Below are 21,808 nucleotides of genomic sequence, written 5' to 3'. Positions count from 1 at the left end.
TCAAGCTCAGCTCAGCGCAAACACTAATTCGCTGCCGGCATGAATCGCGCTTTGCTGCGGCAGCAGTTTGGCGGCGCGCTCCCCGCTGCAGTGGCAGGCATGCACGGCGGTGATTTGCAAATCATTGAAGTATTGCGCGACGCGCTGCAGCACGGCTTTGCCGGCGTTGCGTAAGTGGAAGCCGCCCAACACGGCCAGTACTCTTGATTCACCGCTGACTTGCATTGCATACGCCAGGATATTGCAAATGCCGGAATGCGCGCAGCCGGCCAACACCACCAGTCCTTGCGGTGTGCAATACGCCAGCGCTGAATCGTCCAGCAGCGGCGCATCAGCGTGGTGCGCAGCATGCCGCATCCCTTGTGGCGCTTGCGGGCCATGCGGCGCGCGTGGAATTTCTCCCAGGAACAGCAGGCGCGGATGCAACCAGAATGGGGCGCGCGTGAATTGGCAGGGGAATGCGGCTTGTACGGCGCTGCGTGGCAAGATTTGTGCGGGCGCATCCGGGGCCTGTTCTGCAATACTGTCAGGATGCGTCACCAACAACGGGCGTTGCGGATACGGTGTGGCGTGCAAGCTTTGCGCCAGTCGCTGCAGACCGCCAACGTGATCTGCATGACCATGCGATAGCACAATATGGGTTAAATCCTGCAAATCTTCGCCGAACGCCGCCGCATTTTCCAATAACGCCCCGCCCTGCCCGGTGTCAAACAAGACCTTTGAGACGCCATCGTCAAGCAAGATCGATAGTCCTTTTTCAGCGATAAAACCCGGATACATGGCCTGGTTTTCAGTTAACACCCGGATGCGCAAGTGTGCGCCGGCTGGCGGCCCTTTCCCTGCCTGCATATTCTTCCTTTGTGATGATGGGCAGCGCTTTGGATCTTGCGGCTTGCTGCGCCGCTGTGCGGCACATGATAAACCGGACGCGGACGGGAAGGGTGATTGCGTTTTTTACGCAGCGCGTTGCTGAGAGGGCGAGATGTGGCAAACAGGCGCAGCCCGCTTGTCATGCACACAGCAAAACGACGGCTGTGGCCGGATTCGGCCCACAGCCTGGATAGCGCTTGCAAGCAGCCGGATTGGCGCTTTATTGTGTAGTCGCCGCCGGCGCAGCTGTGGCCGGCTTGGTCGGGTATTGCATCCAGTAAATGCGCACCCCGCGTTGCTTTGCCACTGTTTCCAGCGCCGCTACTTGCGCCTTATCGACATTGCTGTCATACCCTGCTTCTGCGCCCGCCACCCCGGCGCCGGTTGTGCCGCAACCGCTCAAGACCGTCAGGGCCAACACTGCCGCTCCCGCTATGCATACCTTCCTCATGATGCGCTCCTTTGCTGTCAAACTCCCCCTCTTGCAATATATGCCAGCCGCGCCAAAGCGCAAGCTTCAGCGGGATAAGCGCGCTGGCGCCGGCCGCTGCGCGCTGTGCCCGTGTTGCTGCAACATTTCCGCACTCAGTTTGAATTGCTGAATCGTCTGGGCCAATTGTTCAGATTGATCTTGCAGACTGGCGGCGGCGGCCATGGCCTGCTCCACCAGGGCGGCGTTTTGCTGCGTCATTTCATCCATTTGTTGTATCGCCTGATTGACTTGCTCAATGCCATTGCTTTGTTCGCGGCTGGCGTCGGCGATGTCGCGCATGATGGCGGTGACGCGCTCGACCGATGTGACGATTTCTTCCATGGTTTGCCCGGCTTCATCGGTCATCTTGCTGCCGGTGTCAATCCGCGCCACTGAGGCGCCGATCAAGACCTTGATTTCCTTGGCGGCGGCGGCGCTGCGCTGGGCCAGGCTGCGCACTTCACTGGCCACCACGGCGAAGCCGCGCCCCTGTTCGCCGGCGCGCGCGGCTTCCACTGCCGCATTCAAGGCCAGGATATTGGTCTGAAATGCGATGCCGTCAATCACGCCGATGATGTCCACCACTTTGCGCGAACTGTCTTTAATTTCATCCATCATTTCTTTGACCTGGGCCACCGTGGCCCCGCCTTTTTGCGCTACCGAGGCGGCGATTAACACCATATTATTGGCTTGGTCGGCGTGCGCGGCGTTTTGTTTCACGGTTTCGGTGAGCTGCTCCATGGATGAGCTGGTTTGCTCCAGCGAACTGGCTTGCGATTCGGTGCGTTCGGACAAGTCGGAATTGCCGGCCGCGATTTCCGAGGCGGCGCTGCTGATCGCCTCTGCGCTGTTGCGCACCTTGGCCACCACCCCGCCCAGGCCCTTGCCTATGCCATTGATGGCGTGAATCACGTCGCCGATTTCATCTTTGCGCGCGCTGTCGATATTCCCGCTCAAATCGCCGGTGGCCAATTGTTCCGCCGCCGCGCGCGCCGTGCGCAAGGGCAGGCTGACCACATAGTGAATCACCGGATACAGCACGCCAGCCATCAAAAACACAAACAGCAGTCCGATTACGCTATAGCGGTTGCGCACTGCGCGCGCTTCTTCGGTCAATTCATCAATATAGGTTCCGCCGCCAATCAGCCAATCCCATGCTTTGAATGTGTTGAAGACCGCGATTTTGCTGCGCGGCATGGTTTCGCCAAGCTCCTGGTTTTGCCATTCGTACTCCATGACGCCTTGCTTTTGCTCCAGCATGCTGCGGATGAATTCGCGTCCCGAGGCATCTTTCGCCGCCAGCAGACTGCTGCCTTGCTTGCCGGGATGCACCAGCGCCACGCCGTAGTCTTTGCCCTCTTTGGCGTTGAGCACAAAGAAATAGCCGGTTTTGCCGATTTTCATTTCACGGATTTTGTCGCGCACTTTCTGGCTTTGCTGATTGAAGTCCAGACCGATGAAGAGCGCGCCGATAAGTTTTCCGCTGCTGTCTTTAAGCGGGTCGTAACGCGTCATGTATTGCTTGCCAAACAGCTCGGTGCTGCCGAGATAGGCTTCGCCGGCGTTCAAGCGCGCCCAGGCCGGGCTTTTGCGGTCAAGCAAGGTGCCGACGGCGCGTTGCCCATCCTGTTTTTTGACCGAAGTGCTGACCCGTACAAATTCTTCGCCATCGCGCACGAACACCGTGGCCACCACATTGCTTTGCGCCAGAAAACGGTCGGGGATTGAAAAGTCAAGATTGAGCACGGCCTCGCCATGCTTTAAGGTGGGAACCTGGCGCCCGCCCACATCCATGGTTTGCGCGTCCAGCGTGATGCCATTCGGGAAGGCGCCGGCAAATAAACGCGCGAAACTGCTGGCTTCCAGGCGCAAACTGTCATCAAACACTTCCAGCATGTCGCTGATCGTCTGAATTTTGATTTTCACCTCATCGCGCGCCTGCTGTTCCACCATATTGGTGATGGAAAAGCCGATGAAGAAGGTGAAAGCGGCAAACACTGCCGCAGTCAGGGTAAAACTCAGCGCCGACAATTTCGCTTCGACACTCCAATCTGATGCAAAAGAAAACGTATTCTTCACCTGTCGCTCCTGAATGCTGGCAGGCTGCCGTGTGTCACAGCGGACGGGCAGTCCTGGCCGATTGGCTTGTAGGGAAATCATACCCCGCAGCCTGGCGGGGCGGTAAACAGCGCGGTGATGCAATATTCAGGCGCAGCTTGTGCATTGAGTGGAATTTACAGCACTATCTTTGCCATCCGCCATTTTTTGCTGTTCACCGGGATTCGTGTACAGCGTCGCAATAATCGGGCATTCGGGGTAGTGTTGCAGGTCGGCGCAGGCCGTCAGCAAGGGACGTAATGCGGCGGCAATTTGCTGTAAATCATTGATTTTTTGCTCGATGGTTATCAACTTTTCCTGCGCCAAAGCATGTATCGCGCGGCGTTCGCCACCGTCATGCAAACGCAACAGACTGCTGATTTCTTCCAGGGTGAAGCCCAAACCTTGAGCGCGCCGGATAAAGCCGATGCGTCCAGCCAAGGCCGCCGGATAGCGGCGGAAGGCTGCGCCCTGTTGCTCATCGCCCTCCGGCAGCAGGCCGCGTTTTTGGTAATAACGGATGGTTTCCACGCCAACCCCGGATGCGCGCGCGAGTTGCCCGATCAATAAACCCTGTTCCATATTCGATCTCCTTGCAGATTGTGCTTGACTCCGTACTAAGCTACGGAGTGTATCCTGTTTGCAAGCTCCCATGAAAGGAAGGCAAATGAAACAGAACCAGCCGATCCCAGCGCGCACGCCCCCGCGTGGCAAGCCGCTTGGCATCAAGATTCATCAAGAAACGGTGGCGCCATCCGAAATTGATCCGGTTTGCGGTATGCAAGTGGCGCCAAACACCACGCGCCGCTTTACCTGGCAGGAAAGAAATTTTTATTTTTGCTGTGATGGCTGTTTGCAAAAATTCAGCGCTGATCCACAGAAATATTTGCAGCAGGGGCCGGATGCGTCTTGCTGCGGCGATGCGCTTGCGGTTGCCGCCCCGGACAGTCCAGCGGCGGCGCTGAAGACGGAAAGCTGTTGCAGCCCGGCCCCGGCGGCGGTGAAGGCGGAAAGCTGCTGCAGCCCTGCCCCGGCTGTGGTGAAGGCGGAAAGCTGCTGCAGCCCTGCCCCGGCGGCGGCGAAGGCGGAAAGTTGCTGCAGTCCGGCCCCGGCGCCGAAAGCCTCCTCATGTTGTGCGGGCGCACACCCTGAAGCGGCGGCATCCGGCTTGCGCGATCCGGTGTGCGGTATGAAGGTTGAGGCTGATGCGCCTTGGCATACCCGGCATCAGGGTCAGGAATATTTCTTTTGCGCGGAAGTGTGTTTGCATAAATTCGAGGCTGATCCGGCGCACTATCTGAGCGGCGCGCACAAACAACAGGCGCAAGATCCTGACGCCATGTATTACTGCCCGATGTGCGAGGGTATGGAGCAAATCGGGCCGGGCGATTGCGCCAAATGCGGTATGGCTTTAGAGCCGATGCAGCCCAGCAGCGATGACAGCGCTTTGCGCGATATGCAAAGCCGCACCTTGTGGGCGGCGGCCTTCACCTTGCCCTTGATGCTGTTGGCCATGAGCGATCTCTGGCCAGCCCTGCATCACAGTTTGCGGCAAAGCCTGGGGGCCGGTTTTGGCTGGCTGCAAGCGCTCCTGACCTTGCCGGTGGCGCTGTGGGCCGGCGCGCCTTTGCAGCAGCGCGCCTGGCGTTCCTGGCGCAGTATGCAATTGAATATGTTCAGCCTGATCGGTTTGGGGGTATGGGCGGCCTTAGGCTTCAGCCTGTTCGCACTGCTGGCGCCGCAGGCGATTCCCGCTGCGTTTATGCAACATGGCATGGTTCCCCTGTATTTTGAAGCCGCCGCCACCATCATCACGCTGGTGTTGCTGGGGCAAACCCTGGAAATGCGGGCGCATAAAAAAACCCAGCATGCCTTGCACAGCTTGATGCAAGCCGCGCCGGCGCAGGCGATCCGGGTGCGCGCGGATGGCGTGGAAGAAGAGGTTCCGCTGGCGCAGCTCAAGAGCGGCGATCAACTGCGCGTCAAACCCGGCGCGCGTCTGGCGGCGGACGGCGTGATCATGCAGGGCGCAGGCTTGTTGGATGAGTCGATGCTGACCGGGGAAGCGATTCCGCTGGCGCGCGAGCAGGGCGGCAAGGTGCTGGCGGGCAGCATTAATCTGCAAGGCAGTTTTCTGATGCAGGTGCAGCACAGCGGTGCGCAAACCGTGCTGGCCGGCATTATTGCGCTGGTGAATCAAGCCAGCCGTTCGCGCCTGCCGGTGCAGCAATTGGTGGATAAAATCGCGGCCTGTTTTGTGCCTGTGGTGGTGGCGACGGCGATCTTATCCGCTGTGCTTTGGCTGCTGTTCGGCCCGGCCCCGGCTTATGCGCATGCTTTATTGAGCGCAATTTCCGTCTTGATCATCGCCTGTCCCTGCGCCCTGGGTTTGGCCACGCCGGTGGCAGTGACGGTCGGCATCGGACGCGCTGCGCGCGCCGGCATTTTGCTGAAACAGGCCGCCAGCCTGGATACGCTGTTGCGCGCCGATACCCTGGTGCTGGATAAAACCGGCACGCTGACCGAAGGCCGCCCCAGCTTGCGCCAGCGCTGGCAGGATGCGGATGAGGACAGCGCGCAGATGTTGCAAATCGCCGCCAGTCTGGAAGGCTGGTCGGAACATCCGCTGGCGCATGCTTTGTTGCAAGCGATGCGCGAGCAGGGTTTGCAAAACTTGCCGGTCAGCGCCTTTCAACACTATCCGGGCATGGGCATAGGCGGGCATTGCAACGGTCGCGATTGGTTGCTGGGGAATGCGGCTTTATTGCAGCAACATGGGGTGCAAGCGGCCTTACCGCCGCAATGCGCGGCCTGGCAGGATGAGGGTTGCAGCCTGATCTTGCTGGCGGCGGAAGGACGTGTGCGCGCGGTGTTCGGCCTGGCCGATGCGCTCAAGGCGAATGCCAAAGCCAGTCTGGACGCTTTGCGCGCGCAAGGCTTGCGGATTGTCTTGGCCAGCGGCGACCAGCCGCATCATGCGCAGCGGGTGGCGCAACAGCTCGGGATTGATGAAGCACACGGCGGCATGCTGCCGCAAGATAAATTGGCGCTGATTGAGAAATTACAGCAGCAAGGGCATTGTGTGGCGATGGCCGGGGATGGGGTAAATGATGCGCCGGCCTTGGCGCGCGCAGATCTGGGTATCGCGCTGGGGATGCCGCTGGGCAGCGGGGCGCAAGGCAATGCGCTGGCTTTGCACAGCGCGCAGATGGTTTTAATGCGGGGCGATTTGCATGGTTTGCTGCAGGCGCGCGCGCTGGCGGCTGCGATGCGGGAAAACATCCGGCAAAATCTGGCGTTTGCGTTTGGCTATAACCTGTTGGGCGTGCTGCTGGCCGCCGGCTTGTTATATCCCTTTACCGGCTGGCTGCTTTCGCCCATGCTGGCTTCGGCAGCAATGAGCGCAAGCAGCTTGTCGGTGTTGATGAATGCATTGCGCTTGTCGCGCTTGAAGTTGTAAGCCTGCTTACAGGCTGTCGCGCTGGCCTTCCGCTGCGCCATTCACGGCGGGAGGCGGCGTGTCATCTTCTTCGTGTCCTTTACGGTTTTGCGGCCGGCGCGGAATCGGCGCTTCCAGTTTTTCCGAGGCTTTCAATAAATCTTTCAGAATGGCGATGCTGACATTCGATTCTTCATGCATGCGCAGCAGCATGGTGGCGCCGACGCCCAATTTGCGATGGCGGATTTGACTGATTACCGGCGGCGGCACGCCCAGCGCGCGGCTTAATTCGGCGTCGTTGCGCAAACCCATTTCCTCAATCAGGGTATCGAGCAATTTATGCGGTATGAAAGTGGGTGGCTCAGCCATTCGCGCACGTTCCATCGCTGCCCGCATTTCCTCTCTTCTCTGCTTCAGACTCATGGTGTCTCACTCCTCGGTCAAGCGGCTCTCATGTTCTCGGAAAGATGGCGCGCGTATCGGATACGCATGGCCTCTTCCTTGGATTTTATGCAACATCTGCAATACATCAATCTCTGGCTGCCTCGCGGTTGCCGTTGAAGCAATCAGCAATTTACCAGCCTTTAACAGCTTTACTTTGCTGCAATTTGAACAATTTCTACAATGTTGCATTTTCGGAACATTGTCTTCGCGGATAAACAACACTTGGTCAGAAAAACACGGACAAATGCTTGTGGTTACAATGCCACGCCGCCGGCATTCAGGCATGATGAAGCGCACCCCGGCCAGATCCGGCTCAGGCAAATTCAAAGAAAGGGAAAAGCATGCAAGCTGTGACAGGAATCGGCGGTATTTTTTTCCGCGCGCGTGACCCGCAGGCATTGGGGCAATGGTATCAACAGCATTTAGGCGTGCCGCTGGAACCCTGGGGCGGGGCGGCATTTGAATGGCAGACCCCGGCCAATCCGCAAGGCGCGGGCACAACCATCTGGAGTCCGTTTGCCGCCGACAGCAATTACTATCCGCAAGATAAGCAATTCATGATCAATTTCCGGGTCGCGGATCTGGATGCGATGCTGGCGCAGTTGCGCGCCGCCGATTGTGCGGTGGATGAGAAGGTGGAAGATTCGGAATATGGCAAATTCGGCTGGGTCACCGATCCCGAGGGCAATAAAGTCGAATTGTGGCAGCCGCCAGCCGGCAAGTGAGCCTGTGCAGAGTTGGCAGGGCTGACTGAGTTGAAAACGCGGGCGGCGCAAACCGCCCGCATCGCATCACAGGCCGCGCGCAATCAAAATCTTTTGAATATCGCTGCTGCCTTCATAGATTTGGCAGACGCGCACATCGCGGTAGATGCGCTCCACCGGGAAATCGCTGACATAGCCATATCCGCCGTGGATTTGAATCGCATCCGAACACACCCGTTCCGCCATTTCTGAAGCGAACAATTTGGCCATGGCCGCTTCTTTCAGACAGGGCAGGCCGGCGTCTTTCATTGCCGCCGCGTGGTGAATCAAATGGCGCGCCGCTTCGATTTGCGTGGCCATATCGGCCAGCTTGAATTGCACCGCCTGGTGTTCAAAAATCGGCTTGCCAAAGGTTTCCCGTTCGCGCGCATACAGCAAGGCGGCTTCGTAAGCGGCGCGCGCCATGCCGACCGATTGCGAAGCGATGCCGATGCGCCCGCCTTCCAGCCCGGAGAGCGCAATCTTGTAGCCCATGCCCTCGGCGCCGATCAGATTGGCGGCCGGAATGCGGCAGTTTTCCAACAGGATTTGCGCCGTGTCGGAAGAATGCTGGCCCATTTTTTCTTCCAGCCGCGCCACGATATAGCCCGGCGTCTTGGTTGATACCCAAAATGCGCTGATGCCTTTTTTGCCCGCTTCTTTGTCTGTCACCGCCATCACAATCGCCACATCGGCATGTTTGCCGCTGGTGATGAATTGCTTGACGCCGTTCAACACCCACTCGTCGCCATCGCGCACGGCAGTCGTGCGCAGCGCGGCGGCGTCGCTGCCGGTGTGCGGCTCGGTCAGGCAAAATGCGCCCAGCATCTCGCCCTTGGCCAGCGGCGTCAGCCATTGCTGCTTTTGCTGCTCATTCGCATACATCATGGCAATTGAGCACACCGGGCAGTTATTCACCGAGATCACGGTGGACGTGCCGCCATCGCCGGCGGCGATTTCTTCCAGCACCAGCGAGAGTGACACATAATCCAGGCCAGCGCCGCCGTATTCTTCCGGCACCGCCACGCCATACGCACCCAGCGCAGCCAGTTCTTTCAATTCCGCCGCCGGGAAATGGTGTTCCTTGTCCCAGCGCGCCGCTTGCGGGGCCAGACGCTCTTGCGCAAAACTGCGCAAGGCGTCGCGGATCATTTGTTGTTCTTCAGTCAATATCATGATTTTCCTTCTCGCCTTACCAGGGCAGGCGCGCGCCATCCCAGGCCAGAAACGCGCCATTGTCTTGCTCAGTGGTGTTGGCCAGCGTGTCGATGATGCCGCGCACACTGGTTGCCACATCCAGATGCGCATCCGGCCCGCCCATATCGGTTTTCACCCAGCCCGGGTGCATGCTGATGCACAGCGCTTTGTGCTCAGGATAGGCGCGCGCCACATCCACCAGCACAGAATTCAGCGCCGCTTTGCTGGCGCGATACAGCCACATCATATTGCTGTCACGCGCAGCCAGCGAAGCCATGATTGAGGAGATCGCCACCAAGCGGCCTTTTGCCTCGCCCACCATCGGCGCCAGCAGCGGCAGCAAACGCATCGCCGCCAGCACATTGGTGTGCATCACCTGGTCAAACTGGCTTTGATCCGGGGTTTGCAGATCATTGCTATAGGGGCCGGCCACGCCAGCGTTCAAAATCGCCACGTCCAATCTTTCGCCATCCAGGCGCCAGGCCAGCGCGGCGCAGGATTCTGCGTTGCTCACATCCAGCGACAACGCCTGCGCGCCAAGCTCGCGCAAAGCGGCCAAATCTTCTTCTTTACGCGCGGTGGCCAGCACGCGCCAGCCCTTGTCCAGATATTGGCGCGCCAATTCGCGCCCGATGCCGCGTGAAGCGCCGATGATCAATGCGGTTGACATATGCTCTCCTCAAGAATGCGCGCCGGGAGCGGCGCGCCGGATTGATCAGCAGAGTTCCAGTGCGATAGCAGTGGCTTCGCCGCCGCCGATGCACAGGGAGGCCACGCCGCGTTTGCCGCCGCGTTGCTTGAGCGCACCCAGCAGGGTCACCATGATGCGCGCGCCGGAAGCGCCGATCGGGTGGCCGAGCGCGCAGGCGCCGCCATGCACATTCACTTTTTCATGCGGAATCGCCAAATCTTTCATGGCCGCCATCGGCACCACGGCAAACGCTTCATTGATTTCAAACAAATCCACGTCAGCGGTGCTCCAGCCCACTTTTTTGTACAGCTTTTCAATCGAGCCGATCGGCGCGGTGGTGAACCAGCCCGGCTCCTGGGCGTGGGTGGCGTGCCCCAGCACGCGGGCAATCGGTTGCAAGCCGAGTTTTTTGGCGCTCGATTCGCGCATCATCACCAGCGCAGCCGCGCCGTCATTGATGGAAGAAGAGGAGGCGGCGGTAATCGTGCCGTCTTTCTTGAAGGCGGATTTGAGCGAAGGAATTTTGTCCAGACGCGCTTTGAGCGGGCCTTCGTCTTTGTCGATCACGGTGTCGCCGCCACGGCCGGATACGGTGACCGGCGCGATTTCCCATTGGAACTGGCCGCCATTCGTGGCCGTCTGGGCGCGTTTCACCGATTCCATCGCAAACGCATCCTGCTCGGTGCGGGTGAAGCCGTATTTGGCGGCGCAATCTTCGCCAAAGGTGCCCATGGAACGCCCGCCGCCGTTCGGTTCGCGGCTGTAAGCGTCTTCCAGACCGTCATACATCATGTGGTCAAACATCATGCCATGGCCGATGCGATAACCGCCGCGCGCCTTCGGAATCAGATACGGCGCATTGGTCATCGATTCCATGCCGCCGGCGACGATGATTTCCGCGCTGCCGGCCATCAAGGCGTCATACGCATAAATCGCAGCTTGCATCGCCGAGCCGCACATTTTCGACAGCGTCACCGCGCCGGTGGACATCGGCAGGCCGGCTTTGAGCAAAGCCTGGCGCGCCGGGGCCTGGCCCTGGCCCGCCATCAGGCAGTTGCCGAAATACACATGTTCGACCAGCTTGGGATCAAGGCCGGCGCGTTCAATTGCTGCCTTGATCGCCACGCCGCCCAGGTCGCTCGCATTCAGACTGGCGAAATCGCCCTGGAAAGCGCCCATCGGGGTGCGCGCTGCGCCGACAATGACGACTGGATCATTCATTTGGATTCTCCTAAAGTTACCGGGTTGATCGTGGGTTCGGCGGCGGGGGGGTTGCCGCCGTCCGGGTACAGGTTGCAGAAACGGATTTCCTGCGGGTAGGGAAACACATCTTCCACCTGTCCCGCCAGGATGTTGGCTTTCTTTTGCTGCCAGAAAGAGGCCTCCAGCAGCGCTGCATGATGTTGCAAAAAGTATTTGCGGATATTCGGATTGCCCAGCAAAAAGGTGGCGAAAGATTCCGGGAAGACATCGTTTTTGGCGATTGCGTACCAGGGTTCCGCCGCCATCTCTTCCTCTTCATTGCGCGGCTCGGGAATTTTGCGGAAATTGCAATCGGTGAGGTATTCGATTTCATCGTAGTCATAGAACACCACGCGATTGTTACGCGTCACGCCGAAGTTTTTATACAGCATATCGCCGGGGAAAATATTCGCCGCCACCAGCTCGCGAATCGCATTCCCGTATTCGCGCACGCCATGCTCCACCAGGGCATGCTGGCCGCTTTGCTCGGCGTTTGAAAGCCAGATATTCAGCGGAACCATGCGCCGTTCAATATACAAATGCCGCAGCACAATGCTGTCACGTCCCTCTTCCAGCAGCGAAGGCGCAAAACTGCGGATTTCCTGCAGCAATTCATCGGAAAAGCGCTCGCGCGGAAACGCCACTTGCGAATATTCCAGCGTGTCGGCCATGCGCCCGACGCGATCATGATTTTTCACCAGCTGATACTTTTCCTTGATCAGCTCGCGCGAGGTTTCCTTGGGCGGTGGAATCACATCCTTGATCACCTTGAACACATAGGGAAAGGATGGCAAATCGAACACCAGCATCACCAGGCCCTTGATGCCGGGAGAAATCTGGAAACAGTCGGATGAATGGCGCAGGTGGTGTAAATAATCGCGGTAAAACAGTGTCTTACCCTGCTTTTGCAAGCCGAGAATGGTGTAAATCTCACTGCGCGGCTTGTTCGGCAACAGGCTGCGCAAAAACTGCACATAGGCCGACGGCACCTCCATATCCACCAGGAAGTAAGCGCGGGTGAAGGAAAACAGCACGGCAATCTGCTCCGGCGCGAAAATCACCGTGTCCAGATAGAGCTTCCCCTGCTTATCATGCAAAATCGGCACCACAAAGGGGTATTCATTATTCCCATTGATGCCTTTGCCGACGATGTAGGCGCCTTTGTTGCGGTAAAACAGGCTGGTCAGCACTTGAATCTGATGATTCGCCTCGACCTTGTTGCCGCCAAACAGCTGCCCCATGCGCGCCGCCACATGGCGGATATCGCGCTCCAGATCGGCAAACGGGCGTTCCAGCTGGAAATTGGTGACGATGCGCTTTAAAGAAAAACGCAAACCATCCTGATTCGGGTAGTACACGCGGAAAGTGGGCGTCGGCTCCGCGTTTTCGATGTATTCGGTCGAGACCGCCGGGCGCACAAAGATGAAATCATTGTGGTAATACTCGCGGTGCAAGACCTTGCAGCAAACCGAATTGAAAAAGGTTTCCGCCAATTCCGGTTGCTTATGATCGGTCAGCATGCCGATGTAGTGCAGCTTCAGCTCTTTCCACACCTCATCGGTCAATTCCTGCGGCTCGTATTCCTCTTCCAGCGCGGCCACACATTCGGCCACGCGCTTGTCATAAAAGCCGATGCGCTCGCGCGCGGCGGCTTGGGCTTGCGCCCAGGCCGCCGTCTCAAAAAACCGTTTGGCGTCGCGGCAGGCATGACGGAACACGCGATAGTGCTTGTCAAAGCCATCCAAAATGGTGCGCGCGATATCGAATGCTATCTGCGAGCGCAGCAGCTTGGGAAATGCAACCTGTGTCATACCCCCTCCTGTTGTGCAGCCGACAGCATGCACCCCTTTATTTGGTTTCGTCAAACAATTCACGTCCGATCAGCATGCGACGGATCTCGCTGGTGCCGGCGCCGATTTCGTACAGCTTGGCGTCGCGCCACAGACGGCCGGTCGGGTATTCATTGATATAGCCGTTGCCGCCCAAGGCTTGCAGCGCTTCGCCCGCCATCCAGGTGGCTTTTTCCGCTGCGTACAAAATCGCGCTGGCGGCGTCTTTGCGCAAGGCGCGCACCGCTTCCGGGGTTTGTGCGCGGTCGCAGGCCTGCCCCACCGCATACACATAAGCACGGCAAGCCATCATGGTCGAATACATATCCGCCAGCTTGCCTTGCATCAATTGGAATTGGCCGATAGGCTGACCGAATTGCTTGCGCTCGTGCACATAAGGCACCACCACATCCATACAGGCCGCCATAATGCCCAGCGGGCCGCCGGACAACACTGCGCGTTCAAAATCCAGACCGGACATCAACACATTCACGCCACGGCCCAAACCGCCCAGCACGTTTTCCACCGGCACTTCGCAATCTTCAAACACCAGTTCGCCGGTGTGCGAGCCGCGCATGCCCAGTTTGTCCAGCTTTTGCGCCACGGAAAAGCCTTTAAAGCCTTTTTCGATCAAAAACGCAGTCATGCCGCGCGGGCCGGCTTCCAGATCATTTTTGGCATACACCACCATCACATCCGCATCCGGGCCGTTGGTGATCCACATTTTTGTGCCGTTCAAAACCCAGCGGTCGCCTTTGAAATCCGCGCGCAGTTTCATGCTGACCACGTCGGAACCGGCGTTCGGCTCGGACATCGCCAGCGCGCCGATGTATTCGCCGGAAATCAGTTTCGGCAGGTATTTGCGTTTTTGCTCTTCCGAACCATTGCGCTTGATTTGATTGACGCACAGATTGGAATGCGCGCCATAGGACAGGCCGACCGAAGCCGAGGCGCGCGAGATTTCTTCCATCGCCACGATGTGCGCCAGATAGCCCATATTCGCGCCGCCGTATTCCTCGCTGACGGTGATGCCCAGCACGCCCAGTTCGCCCATTTTGCGCCACAAATCCATCGGAAACTGGTCGCTGCGGTCGATTTCGGCTGCGCGCGGCGCAATTTCAGCTGCCGCAAATTGCTGCACAGCTTCACGCAAAGCGGCGATATCTTCGCCATGATCAAAATTCAAGCCGGGGAGATGCAACATGCTGTCCTCACTGTTTTTCAGAGATGAAGTGTTTCGCCACTGGTGTGGCTCGGTATGCGCTGCCATCATACGATGAATTGACGTTTACGTAAACGTCAATCCGCCTTCTCCAACAGACCGGGCGCCGCGCCATAATCGCCGCTGGCCAGCACCCGTCTTCCTTCTGTTTCATAGATATCGATTTCCTGCAAAGCGCTGTCGATGTCAGCGCGCTGCTGCTGCAATTTTTGCTTATGGCGCGCCAGCACCGCCATAAAGCTGCGCATTTGCGCCTCAGTGTCCTTGGGCGATTCATACATATCCACCAGACTCTTGATTTCCGCCAGTGTAAGGCCGAGGCGTTTGCCGCGCAAAGTCAGTTTTAAGCGGGTGCGGTCGCGCGCGCTATAGACCCGGTTGCGCCCGCCATTGCCTTCCCGGCTGGGACTGAGCAAACCCTGATCTTCATAAAAGCGGATGGCGCGCGCGGTGATGTCAAACTCGCGCGCCAATTCGCTGATTGTGTATGTCGGCATTATCCTGGGTTCCTCAGTTGGGCAGGCGGGAGCACACCGTTTTCCGCCCTCTTGGCTGGACGGGAAACAAGTAATCGCGCCTGCAGCGCTCTCAGCCAAGGAGAGAAGCTGTAATTTGCTGAAAATTTTAATAAAATCATTCGGTTATCGAAGTAACAAAGCGCTTAACTGAGGAATCCGGGATTCCCTATACAATCCAAATGGCCGGCCCGCAAACTTGCAGGATGGCCTTATTACGTTTACGTTAACGTCAATCCAGCATTTTAGGACGAGCCGGCCAAAATGAAAACCAGCATGCACAATTCAGCGCCGGAATATCTGTTTGGCGCCCAACTGCCCGAAGCGGGAGACACGCTTCCAATTCGTCCCGGACTGCACTGGTTGCGCATGCCGCTGCCGTTTGCGCTGGATCACATCAATCTGTGGCTGTTGGCCGATGGCGATGCATGGCTGGCGATAGACAGCGGCATCGACAGCCCGGACACGCGCACCCATTGGAGCCGCATCATGCAGCAACATCGCTTGTGCGGCGTGCTGGCCACACACAGCCACCCCGACCACATCGGCCTGGCTCACTGGCTGTGCGCACAAGCCGGGGTTCCACTGCATGCCAGCGCCGCCGAATATGCGTATGCGCGCCTGCTGTCGCTGGATGCGGCGGGCGTCAGCAATGAAGATCTGATCGCCCATTTCATCCGCCACGGCATGCCGCCGCAACTGGCGCAGCAAATGCAGCAACGCAAGAGTCATTACCCCAAGCTGGTCCCGGCATTGCCGCACAGTTACCGCCGCTTAATGCATGGGCAAATACTGCGCATCGGCGGCAACGACTGGCGCATTATTTGCTGCGCCGGCCATTCGCCGGAACATGTTTGCCTGTATCAGGCGGAAATGGGGGTGCTGATTGCCGGCGATATGGTGTTGCCGCGTATTTCCACCAATGTCTCGGTGTTTGCCCTGGAGCCGCACGGCAATCCCTTGCAGCAGTACCTGGACGGTTTGCAATGCCTGGCGCAATTGCCGGCGGACACCCTGGTGCTGCCTTCGCACGGCAGCCCCTTCCGTGGTCTGCATGCGCGCATCGCAGAGCTGCATACCCACCATGAGTCACGCCTGGAAGAAGTGCTGCAAGCTTGCCGCGAGAAACCCTGCAGCGCAGCGGAAATTGTGCCGCTGATGTTTAAGCGCGCGCTTGATGTGCATCAACTGGTTTTCGCTTATGGTGAAGCAATTGCGCATCTGAACAAACTGAATGTTGACGCAAAGCTTGCCATAACCCATGGGTCTGACCTTATAATCCGGTATCAGGCCTTGTAATTTTTCAGAGGAACTTTGCTGCATTCCTTCGGTCTGAAAATATGCCAATGGCGCAAGAGTCAAGTATTGCCATGCAGCAACACTGCACCGCGCCTGGATGTATAAAAGGGACGGACATATGGCGACACTTCAGAGTAAAGTATGCATAGTCCGGCATGATGTTTAATCCCGAAACAGGCCCCGTTTCATGCCGCACCTGTAAAATTATGTCTGACTTAAATGGGCAAGAAAATTTGTTGAATTTTGCTTGTCTTTGAGTCAATTTTGGCATAATCTTCATGACGGCAATTGTTACATTTTCCCATGGAAATTGTCACAGGAAGCTCCCGCCATGCGATGGCTGGATTTTTGACATAACGTGAATAGTGATGCAATGAACTCAAATACCGAACGTGAAAGCTTCAGCGAGCGCCTGCAACAAGCGCTGAAAAACGCCCATTACTCCCCGGACAGCCCGACCCGGCTGGCACGGGAATTCAACATCCGTTTTGAAGGCCGCCCGATCACCGTGCATGCAGCACGCAAGTGGATCGTTGGCGAAGCGATTCCAACCCAGGAAAAATTGCGCACGCTGGCGCAATGGCTGGGTGTCCCGGCTGACTGGCTGCGCTTCGGCGGCAGCGAACTCGGCGGCGCCAATGGCGAAACCGGTCAAACTCCGGCTGCGCGTTTTGAATCCGCCGATGTGAAATTGGTGGCGGACTTGCAACGTCTGGATGAACAGCACCGCAATATTGCGCGTGAATTCATCCGTATGCTGGTGCGTTTGAATCACCAGAAATAAAGCGCTGCCTGCTGCCCGCACGGCATGAGCAGCTTGTCCGCAGCACCGTAACGCCAGGTACTGTGCCGCTACAAGTTGGATAATCAGCGCCGTGAGCAGTACAGGCAGACGTGCAGGTTGACACTTTGGTCCGGCCGGCCATAACGGCCGTCATCCCCCAGCCTGCGAGCTTCCTCAGCGGTAACATTGCCCGATCTGCCGGCTTGGCCGGCAGATCACCCTCCCGCCGTTTCAGGCCGCATCATCAGTTTTGCATCATTCACACCCCGCGCGCGCAACGCATTGCGCGCGCCAAAGCGCTTGCGGAACCCCGTTCAGCAGTAAGCCGGGCGGGCGACGCGATATCAATTCAAAGCAGGGACAGCCCGTCATGGGCGTAAAAAGACACAGCAAGGGCAGGAAAGTGGCGCGGCTGGCGGGGATCGAACCCACGACCCTTGGCTTCGGAGGCCAATACTCTATCCACTGAGCTACAGCCGCATAGTGCGTTTTTGCGCGTAAAAGTGCGCGAGACACGAAGGATACAGAATTTTATGCATCCCGTCCATGAAAACAACAGCAATCTTGATTCCAAACAGGGGGCTTTCCGTCTATAATCGCGGGTTTGGCAGGGGATTGATTCAACGCGCGCCGCGCGGCCCCGGGGCGCAGCCCGCCGACCGGCTTCAAAAAACCGTACAGAGGAAACCATGAGCGAAGCACACAACGAGCACGAATCAGCGATCAAGACACCCAAACAACTGATCACGGTAGTGATTCTTGCCTTTTTAATTCCCATCCTGGGCATCATGCTGCTGGTGCAATATGTGACCTCGGACAAACTTACCGGCGCCGGCAGCAACAGCCAGGAACCGGGCGCAGTCGAATCCCGCATCCAGCCGGTGGCTGACGAAGGCTTCAAACTGGCTGGCGCAAGCGGCCCGAAAGTATTGCAAAGCGGCGAAGAAGTTTATAAAGCCAGCTGCCAGGCTTGTCACGGCAGCGGCGCGGCAGGCGCTCCCAAGGTGGGCGATGCTGCAGCCTGGTCGGCCCGGATCGCCAAAGGTTATGAAGGGTTGATGAAAACCGCAATCGCCGGTTTGAATGGCATGCCGGCCAAGGGCGGCAATGCGGATCTGGATGATGTTGAAATCGGCCGCGCGATTGTCTTCATGGCGAACCAATCCGGCGCCAAATTCAAAGAACCTGAAGCCGCCGCTCCCGCCGCAGCAGCAGCAGCCGGCAGCGCCTCTGCCGCCGCGCTCAGTGCTGACGCCGGCAAGAAGGTCTATGACGCCGCCTGCGTCGCCTGTCATGGCGCCGGCGTGGCTGGCGCGCCGAAGTTTGGCGACAAAGCCGCCTGGACTGATCGCATCAAGCAAGGCAACCCGGCCCTGTATGAACACGCTATCAAAGGTTTCCAAGGCAAGGCAGGCATGATGCCGGCCAAAGGCGGTTCCAGCGCCAGCGATGATGAAATCAAAGCGGCAGTGGATTACATGACTGCAGCCGTCAAATAAGCCCGCCGGGCACGCAAAAAACCCGCTGCATGCAGCGGGTTTTTTATTGCCTGCAAGCTAAATGTTGCAAATACACAACTTCACCTGCAACAATGCTTCACGCTTGCCGCCGCCAGCCGAATGCGGCGGCGGCAAGGTTTTACCAGATACTGACGCGCTGTTCCGGCGCCAGATACATCTTGTCGCCCTCCTTGACGCCAAACGCTTGATAAAAACCGTGCTGATTGCGCAGCGTGCCATTGGCCCGGATTTCCCCCGGCGCATGCGAATTGGTTTTCAAATACGCCATCATCGCCTTATCCCGCATCTTGCTGCGCCAGATCTGGCCAAAGCCGAGATAAAAACGTTGCTCGCCGCTCATGCCGTCAATCACCGGGGCCGGCTTGCCGCCAAGCGATAACTGATAGGCTTTGTACGCCACCGCCAAACCGGAATTGTCGGCGATATTTTCCCCCAGCGTCAGCTTGCCATTCACGTGATAGCCTGGAATCGGGCTGAACGCCTCATACTGCGCCACCAGACGGTTGGCGCGTTCATGGAAGCGTTTTAAATCCTGCTCGGAAAACCAATTGCGCAAATTGCCATCGCCGTCAAACTTGCTGCCCTCATCATCAAAAGCGTGGCTGATTTCATGCCCGATCACCGCGCCAATCGCGCCATAATTCACCGCCTCATCCGCCTTGGCGTAGAAAAACGGCGGCTGCAAAATCGCCGCAGGGAACACGATTTCATTCATGGTCGGATTGAAATACGCATTCACCGTTTGCGGCGGCATATACCACTCGGAACGGTCAATCGGCTTGCCCAGGCGCTGCAAATCATAGTTGTAGCGATATGCCGCACTGCGTTGCAAATTGCCGATCAGATCGCCGGCGCGCACTTGCAGCGGGCCGTAATCGCGCCATTTGTCGGGATAGCCGATCTTGGTTTTCATCTTCGACAGCTTGGTGTGCGCTTCCTTGCGTGTGGCTTCGCTCATCCAATCCAGCTGGTCAATGCCCTGAGCAAAGGCGCGCATAAAGTTATCCACCATTTTTTGCGCGCGCTGCTTGCTCTCCGGCGGGAAATATTGCGCCACATATTGTTTACCGAGCAATTCGCCCAGATGGCGGTTCAACAACGCCATACCGCGCTTCCAACGCGGCAACTGCTGCGTCACTCCGCTGATCACCCCGGAATGGAAGGCAAAATGTTCATCCGCCAGGGCTTTCGGCAGATACGGCGCCATGCTGCTGAGCGCTTGCCATTGCAATAATAATTTCCAATCCGGCAGGCTGTGGCTGGCGTACAGTTTGCCGAAATGCTGCATGAAAGAAGGTTGGCCGACATTCAATTCCGCGCTGTGCGCCTGCACACCGGCTTCCTGCCAGAAATATTCCCAATCGAATTCCGGAACCAGTTTGCGCAAACCGGCCAGATCCATTTTGTTATATTGGGTTTGCGGGTCGCGCAAAGCGACTGCGCTCCAATGCCCTTGCGCCAGCGCGGTTTCCAGCGCCAGGATGCGGCCGGCCTTGGCTGCGGCGTCATCAATGCCGGCCAGGGTCAGCATGCGCTCAATATGGCTCAGATATTTGGCGCGGATCTGCGCCATGTTTTCATCTTTCTGATTCAAATAAAACTCGCGCTCCGGCAGCGAGAGGCGGGCTTGATTCAAATTTGGCAGATAGCGGCTGGAGTTGCGCAAATCCTGCTCAATATTCAGTGTGAAAGGGGTGGCCAGCCCCTGCCGCTGCAAATTGGTCAGCACGGCGGCCAGCGCGCGTTTGTCCTTGGCCGCCTCGATCTGCGCCAGAACCGGACTGAGCGGCTTCAAACCAGCCTGCTCGATCTGCGCCTCTTGCATATAACTCTGGTAGAAATCCAGCAATTTTTGCCCATCTGAACCCGGCGCATACTCTTTTTGCTTTTGCAAACCTTCGACAATGGTTTGCAAATGGCCTTGCACATCATCGGCCAGCTTATTGAAAGAGCCCCAGCTGGAGCGATCCGCCGGAATCTCTGTGTGGCGCAGCCAAGCGCCATTCAGATGGCGGAAAAAATCATCCTGCGCGCGCACGGATTTATCCATGTGATGAAATTCAATCCCGGTGCGCTGGGTGACGCCAGCCGCCTCTGCTGCCGCCTGGCTTGATTGCGCCGCATCAGCAGCGTGCGCGCCATGGGTAGCGAAAAGTGCGCAAATCAAGGCGCCAAGTACTCGTTTCTTCATATGCATCCCGTCATGTGGAAAAAGGAAAAAGCAAACCGGCCGGTTAGCCTATTGTGTAAAATTGTGCCCAGTTCAGACTTGATTCAAGTCTGCAGGTTCCCAACCTCTCCAACCTGATAAAGATTTTATGAAAAAAGCAGTCATCAGCGGCACCGGCTTATTTACCCCGTCAAATTCGATCAGCAATGAAGAGCTGATCGCCTGTTTTAACACCTGGGCGAATGCCTGGAACCGCGAAAACGCCGTCGCCATTGCCGCCGGCGAACTCAAAGCGTTGGAAGAATCCTCTACCAGCTTCATCGAAAAAGCCTCCGGCATCAAAGCCCGCTATGTGATGGAAAAAAGCGGCATTCTCGACCCGCAGCGCATGACGCCGCGCATTCCTGAGCGCAGCGATGAGGAAATGTCGCTGATGTGTGAAATTTCAGTGGCGGCGGCGCGCGATGCGCTGGAAAGATCCGGCAAAAGCGCAGCGGACATTGATGTCGTGCTGGTGGCCGCCAGCAATATGCAGCGGGCTTACCCGGCGATTGCCGTCGAAGTGCAAAACGCGCTCGGGATTGCAGGATTTGGCTACGATATGAATGTGGCCTGCTCCTCCGCCACCTTCGGCATCCACACCGCCACCAGCATGATCGCCAGCGGCCAGGCGCGCGCAGTGCTGATGGTGAACCCGGAAATCACCAGCGCGCACCTGAACTGGCGCGACCGCGACAGCCACTTCATTTTCGGCGACGCCTGCACCGCCGTGGTGCTGGAAGCGGAAGATCTGGCGCAAGGCGCACGCCGCTTCGCCATCCTTGGCACAAGCGCCAAAACCCGCTTTTCCAACAATATCCGCAATAACTTCGGCTTCATGAACCGCTTGGATGAAAGCGGCATCGGCAAAGCCGACAAACTGTTTTACCAGCAAGGCCGCAAAGTCTTCAAAGAAGTGTGCCCGATGGCGGCGGAAATGATCCGCGAAACCGTGCAAAACTGTGGTTTGCAAGTCGAACAAATTTCCCGCTTCTGGCTGCATCAAGCCAATCTGAATATGAATCTGCTGATCGCGCGCACTCTGCTCGGGCGCGATGCGCATGCAGAAGAAGCGCCGGTGATTCTGGACGAATACGCCAACACTTCCTCCGCCGGCTCCATCATCGCCTTCCATAAATACCAGCAGGATTTGCAACCCGGCCAATACGGCGTGATCTGCTCCTTCGGCGCCGGGTACTCGATTGGTTGCGTGGTGGTGCAAAAGGTGTAAGTCA

Annotated in this window: 18 protein-coding genes and 1 tRNA gene; 6 read left to right on the top strand and 13 right to left on the bottom strand. The window is 57.8% G+C overall.

Features of this window, described 5'->3' with window-relative positions; genetic code table 11:
* Positions 1–6: 6 nt before the first annotated feature.
* The 4 genes from V8J88_RS23130 to V8J88_RS23115 all read right to left on the bottom strand — a co-directional run bounded on the left by V8J88_RS23130 (position 7) and on the right by V8J88_RS23115 (position 4,021).
* Positions 7–849 (bottom strand): MBL fold metallo-hydrolase, encoded by an 843-nt coding sequence (locus V8J88_RS23130; protein ID WP_338846639.1) that lies wholly within the window; start codon positions 847–849, stop codon positions 7–9.
* Positions 850–1,090: 241 nt separating this feature from the next.
* Positions 1,091–1,321, bottom strand: coding sequence for a hypothetical protein (locus V8J88_RS23125; RefSeq protein ID WP_338846638.1), 231 nt, complete (start codon positions 1,319–1,321; stop codon positions 1,091–1,093).
* A gap of 66 nt (positions 1,322–1,387) precedes the next feature.
* The gene (locus V8J88_RS23120; RefSeq protein ID WP_338846637.1) at positions 1,388–3,421 is read right to left on the bottom strand and encodes a Cache 3/Cache 2 fusion domain-containing protein; all 2,034 of its coding nucleotides are present in this window, start codon (positions 3,419–3,421) and stop codon (positions 1,388–1,390) included.
* A 126-nt stretch (positions 3,422–3,547) separates the two neighbouring features.
* Entirely contained in the window at positions 3,548–4,021 is a 474-nt protein-coding gene (locus V8J88_RS23115; protein ID WP_338846636.1) for a MerR family DNA-binding protein, read from the bottom strand.
* 85 nt (positions 4,022–4,106) lie between these two features.
* Between V8J88_RS23115 and V8J88_RS23110 the strand changes: the two genes are divergently transcribed.
* On the top strand, positions 4,107–6,899 hold the full coding sequence (locus V8J88_RS23110) for a heavy metal translocating P-type ATPase (RefSeq protein WP_338846634.1): 2,793 nt from the start codon (positions 4,107–4,109) through the stop codon (positions 6,897–6,899).
* A gap of 6 nt (positions 6,900–6,905) precedes the next feature.
* Here V8J88_RS23110 and V8J88_RS23105 read toward each other — a convergent pair whose 3' ends face one another.
* Positions 6,906–7,247, bottom strand: coding sequence for a hypothetical protein (locus V8J88_RS23105; RefSeq protein ID WP_338846633.1), 342 nt, complete (start codon positions 7,245–7,247; stop codon positions 6,906–6,908).
* 416 nt (positions 7,248–7,663) lie between these two features.
* Between V8J88_RS23105 and V8J88_RS23100 the strand changes: the two genes are divergently transcribed.
* Positions 7,664–8,047, top strand: coding sequence for a VOC family protein (locus V8J88_RS23100; protein WP_338846632.1), 384 nt, complete (start codon positions 7,664–7,666; stop codon positions 8,045–8,047).
* A 66-nt stretch (positions 8,048–8,113) separates the two neighbouring features.
* Here the strand turns inward: V8J88_RS23100 and V8J88_RS23095 are convergent, their stop codons facing one another.
* The 6 genes from V8J88_RS23095 to V8J88_RS23070 all read right to left on the bottom strand — a co-directional run bounded on the left by V8J88_RS23095 (position 8,114) and on the right by V8J88_RS23070 (position 14,743).
* Positions 8,114–9,241, bottom strand: coding sequence for an acyl-CoA dehydrogenase family protein (locus tag V8J88_RS23095; protein WP_338846630.1), 1,128 nt, complete (start codon positions 9,239–9,241; stop codon positions 8,114–8,116).
* A 16-nt stretch (positions 9,242–9,257) separates the two neighbouring features.
* Positions 9,258–9,932, bottom strand: a complete 675-nt coding sequence (locus V8J88_RS23090; RefSeq protein ID WP_338846629.1) for an SDR family oxidoreductase — start codon at positions 9,930–9,932, stop codon at positions 9,258–9,260.
* A 45-nt stretch (positions 9,933–9,977) separates the two neighbouring features.
* Positions 9,978–11,174 (bottom strand): acetyl-CoA C-acetyltransferase, encoded by a 1,197-nt coding sequence (locus V8J88_RS23085; RefSeq protein ID WP_338846628.1) that lies wholly within the window; start codon positions 11,172–11,174, stop codon positions 9,978–9,980.
* Positions 11,171–13,006, bottom strand: coding sequence for a bifunctional isocitrate dehydrogenase kinase/phosphatase (gene aceK / locus V8J88_RS23080; protein WP_338846627.1), 1,836 nt, complete (start codon positions 13,004–13,006; stop codon positions 11,171–11,173). Before aceK ends, V8J88_RS23085 begins: the two co-directional genes overlap by 4 nt.
* A gap of 37 nt (positions 13,007–13,043) precedes the next feature.
* Positions 13,044–14,228, bottom strand: coding sequence for an isovaleryl-CoA dehydrogenase (locus V8J88_RS23075; protein ID WP_338846624.1), 1,185 nt, complete (start codon positions 14,226–14,228; stop codon positions 13,044–13,046).
* A 95-nt stretch (positions 14,229–14,323) separates the two neighbouring features.
* Positions 14,324–14,743, bottom strand: a complete 420-nt coding sequence (locus V8J88_RS23070) for a MerR family DNA-binding transcriptional regulator (protein ID WP_338846621.1) — start codon at positions 14,741–14,743, stop codon at positions 14,324–14,326.
* A 294-nt stretch (positions 14,744–15,037) separates the two neighbouring features.
* Here V8J88_RS23070 and V8J88_RS23065 point away from each other — a divergent pair, with 294 nt between their 5' ends.
* Positions 15,038–16,060, top strand: coding sequence for an MBL fold metallo-hydrolase (locus V8J88_RS23065; RefSeq protein ID WP_338846620.1), 1,023 nt, complete (start codon positions 15,038–15,040; stop codon positions 16,058–16,060).
* A gap of 373 nt (positions 16,061–16,433) precedes the next feature.
* The gene (locus tag V8J88_RS23060; protein ID WP_338846619.1) at positions 16,434–16,844 is read left to right on the top strand and encodes a hypothetical protein; all 411 of its coding nucleotides are present in this window, start codon (positions 16,434–16,436) and stop codon (positions 16,842–16,844) included.
* 404 nt (positions 16,845–17,248) lie between these two features.
* Here the strand turns inward: V8J88_RS23060 and V8J88_RS23055 are convergent.
* Positions 17,249–17,324, bottom strand: a tRNA-Arg gene (locus tag V8J88_RS23055).
* A gap of 209 nt (positions 17,325–17,533) precedes the next feature.
* Here V8J88_RS23055 and V8J88_RS23050 point away from each other — a divergent pair.
* Positions 17,534–18,343 (top strand): c-type cytochrome, encoded by an 810-nt coding sequence (locus V8J88_RS23050; protein ID WP_338846617.1) that lies wholly within the window; start codon positions 17,534–17,536, stop codon positions 18,341–18,343.
* Between the two features lie 139 nt (positions 18,344–18,482).
* On the opposite strand, the gene V8J88_RS23045 is transcribed toward V8J88_RS23050, so the two are convergent.
* Positions 18,483–20,555, bottom strand: coding sequence for a M13 family metallopeptidase (locus tag V8J88_RS23045; protein WP_338846615.1), 2,073 nt, complete (start codon positions 20,553–20,555; stop codon positions 18,483–18,485).
* A gap of 127 nt (positions 20,556–20,682) precedes the next feature.
* Here V8J88_RS23045 and V8J88_RS23040 point away from each other — a divergent pair, with 127 nt between their 5' ends.
* Positions 20,683–21,804 carry a beta-ketoacyl-ACP synthase III gene (locus V8J88_RS23040; protein ID WP_338846614.1) on the top strand — a complete coding sequence of 374 codons (1,122 nt, stop codon included), beginning with the start codon at positions 20,683–20,685 and terminating at the stop codon, positions 21,802–21,804.
* Positions 21,805–21,808 lie beyond the last annotated feature (4 nt).

The sequence above is a fragment of the Massilia sp. W12 genome (assembly GCF_037300705.1).
Taxonomy (GTDB): domain Bacteria; phylum Pseudomonadota; class Gammaproteobacteria; order Burkholderiales; family Burkholderiaceae_D; genus JACPVY01.
Note: the sequence above shows the minus strand (reverse complement) of the source record. Positions and strands in the feature narration are given on the sequence as shown.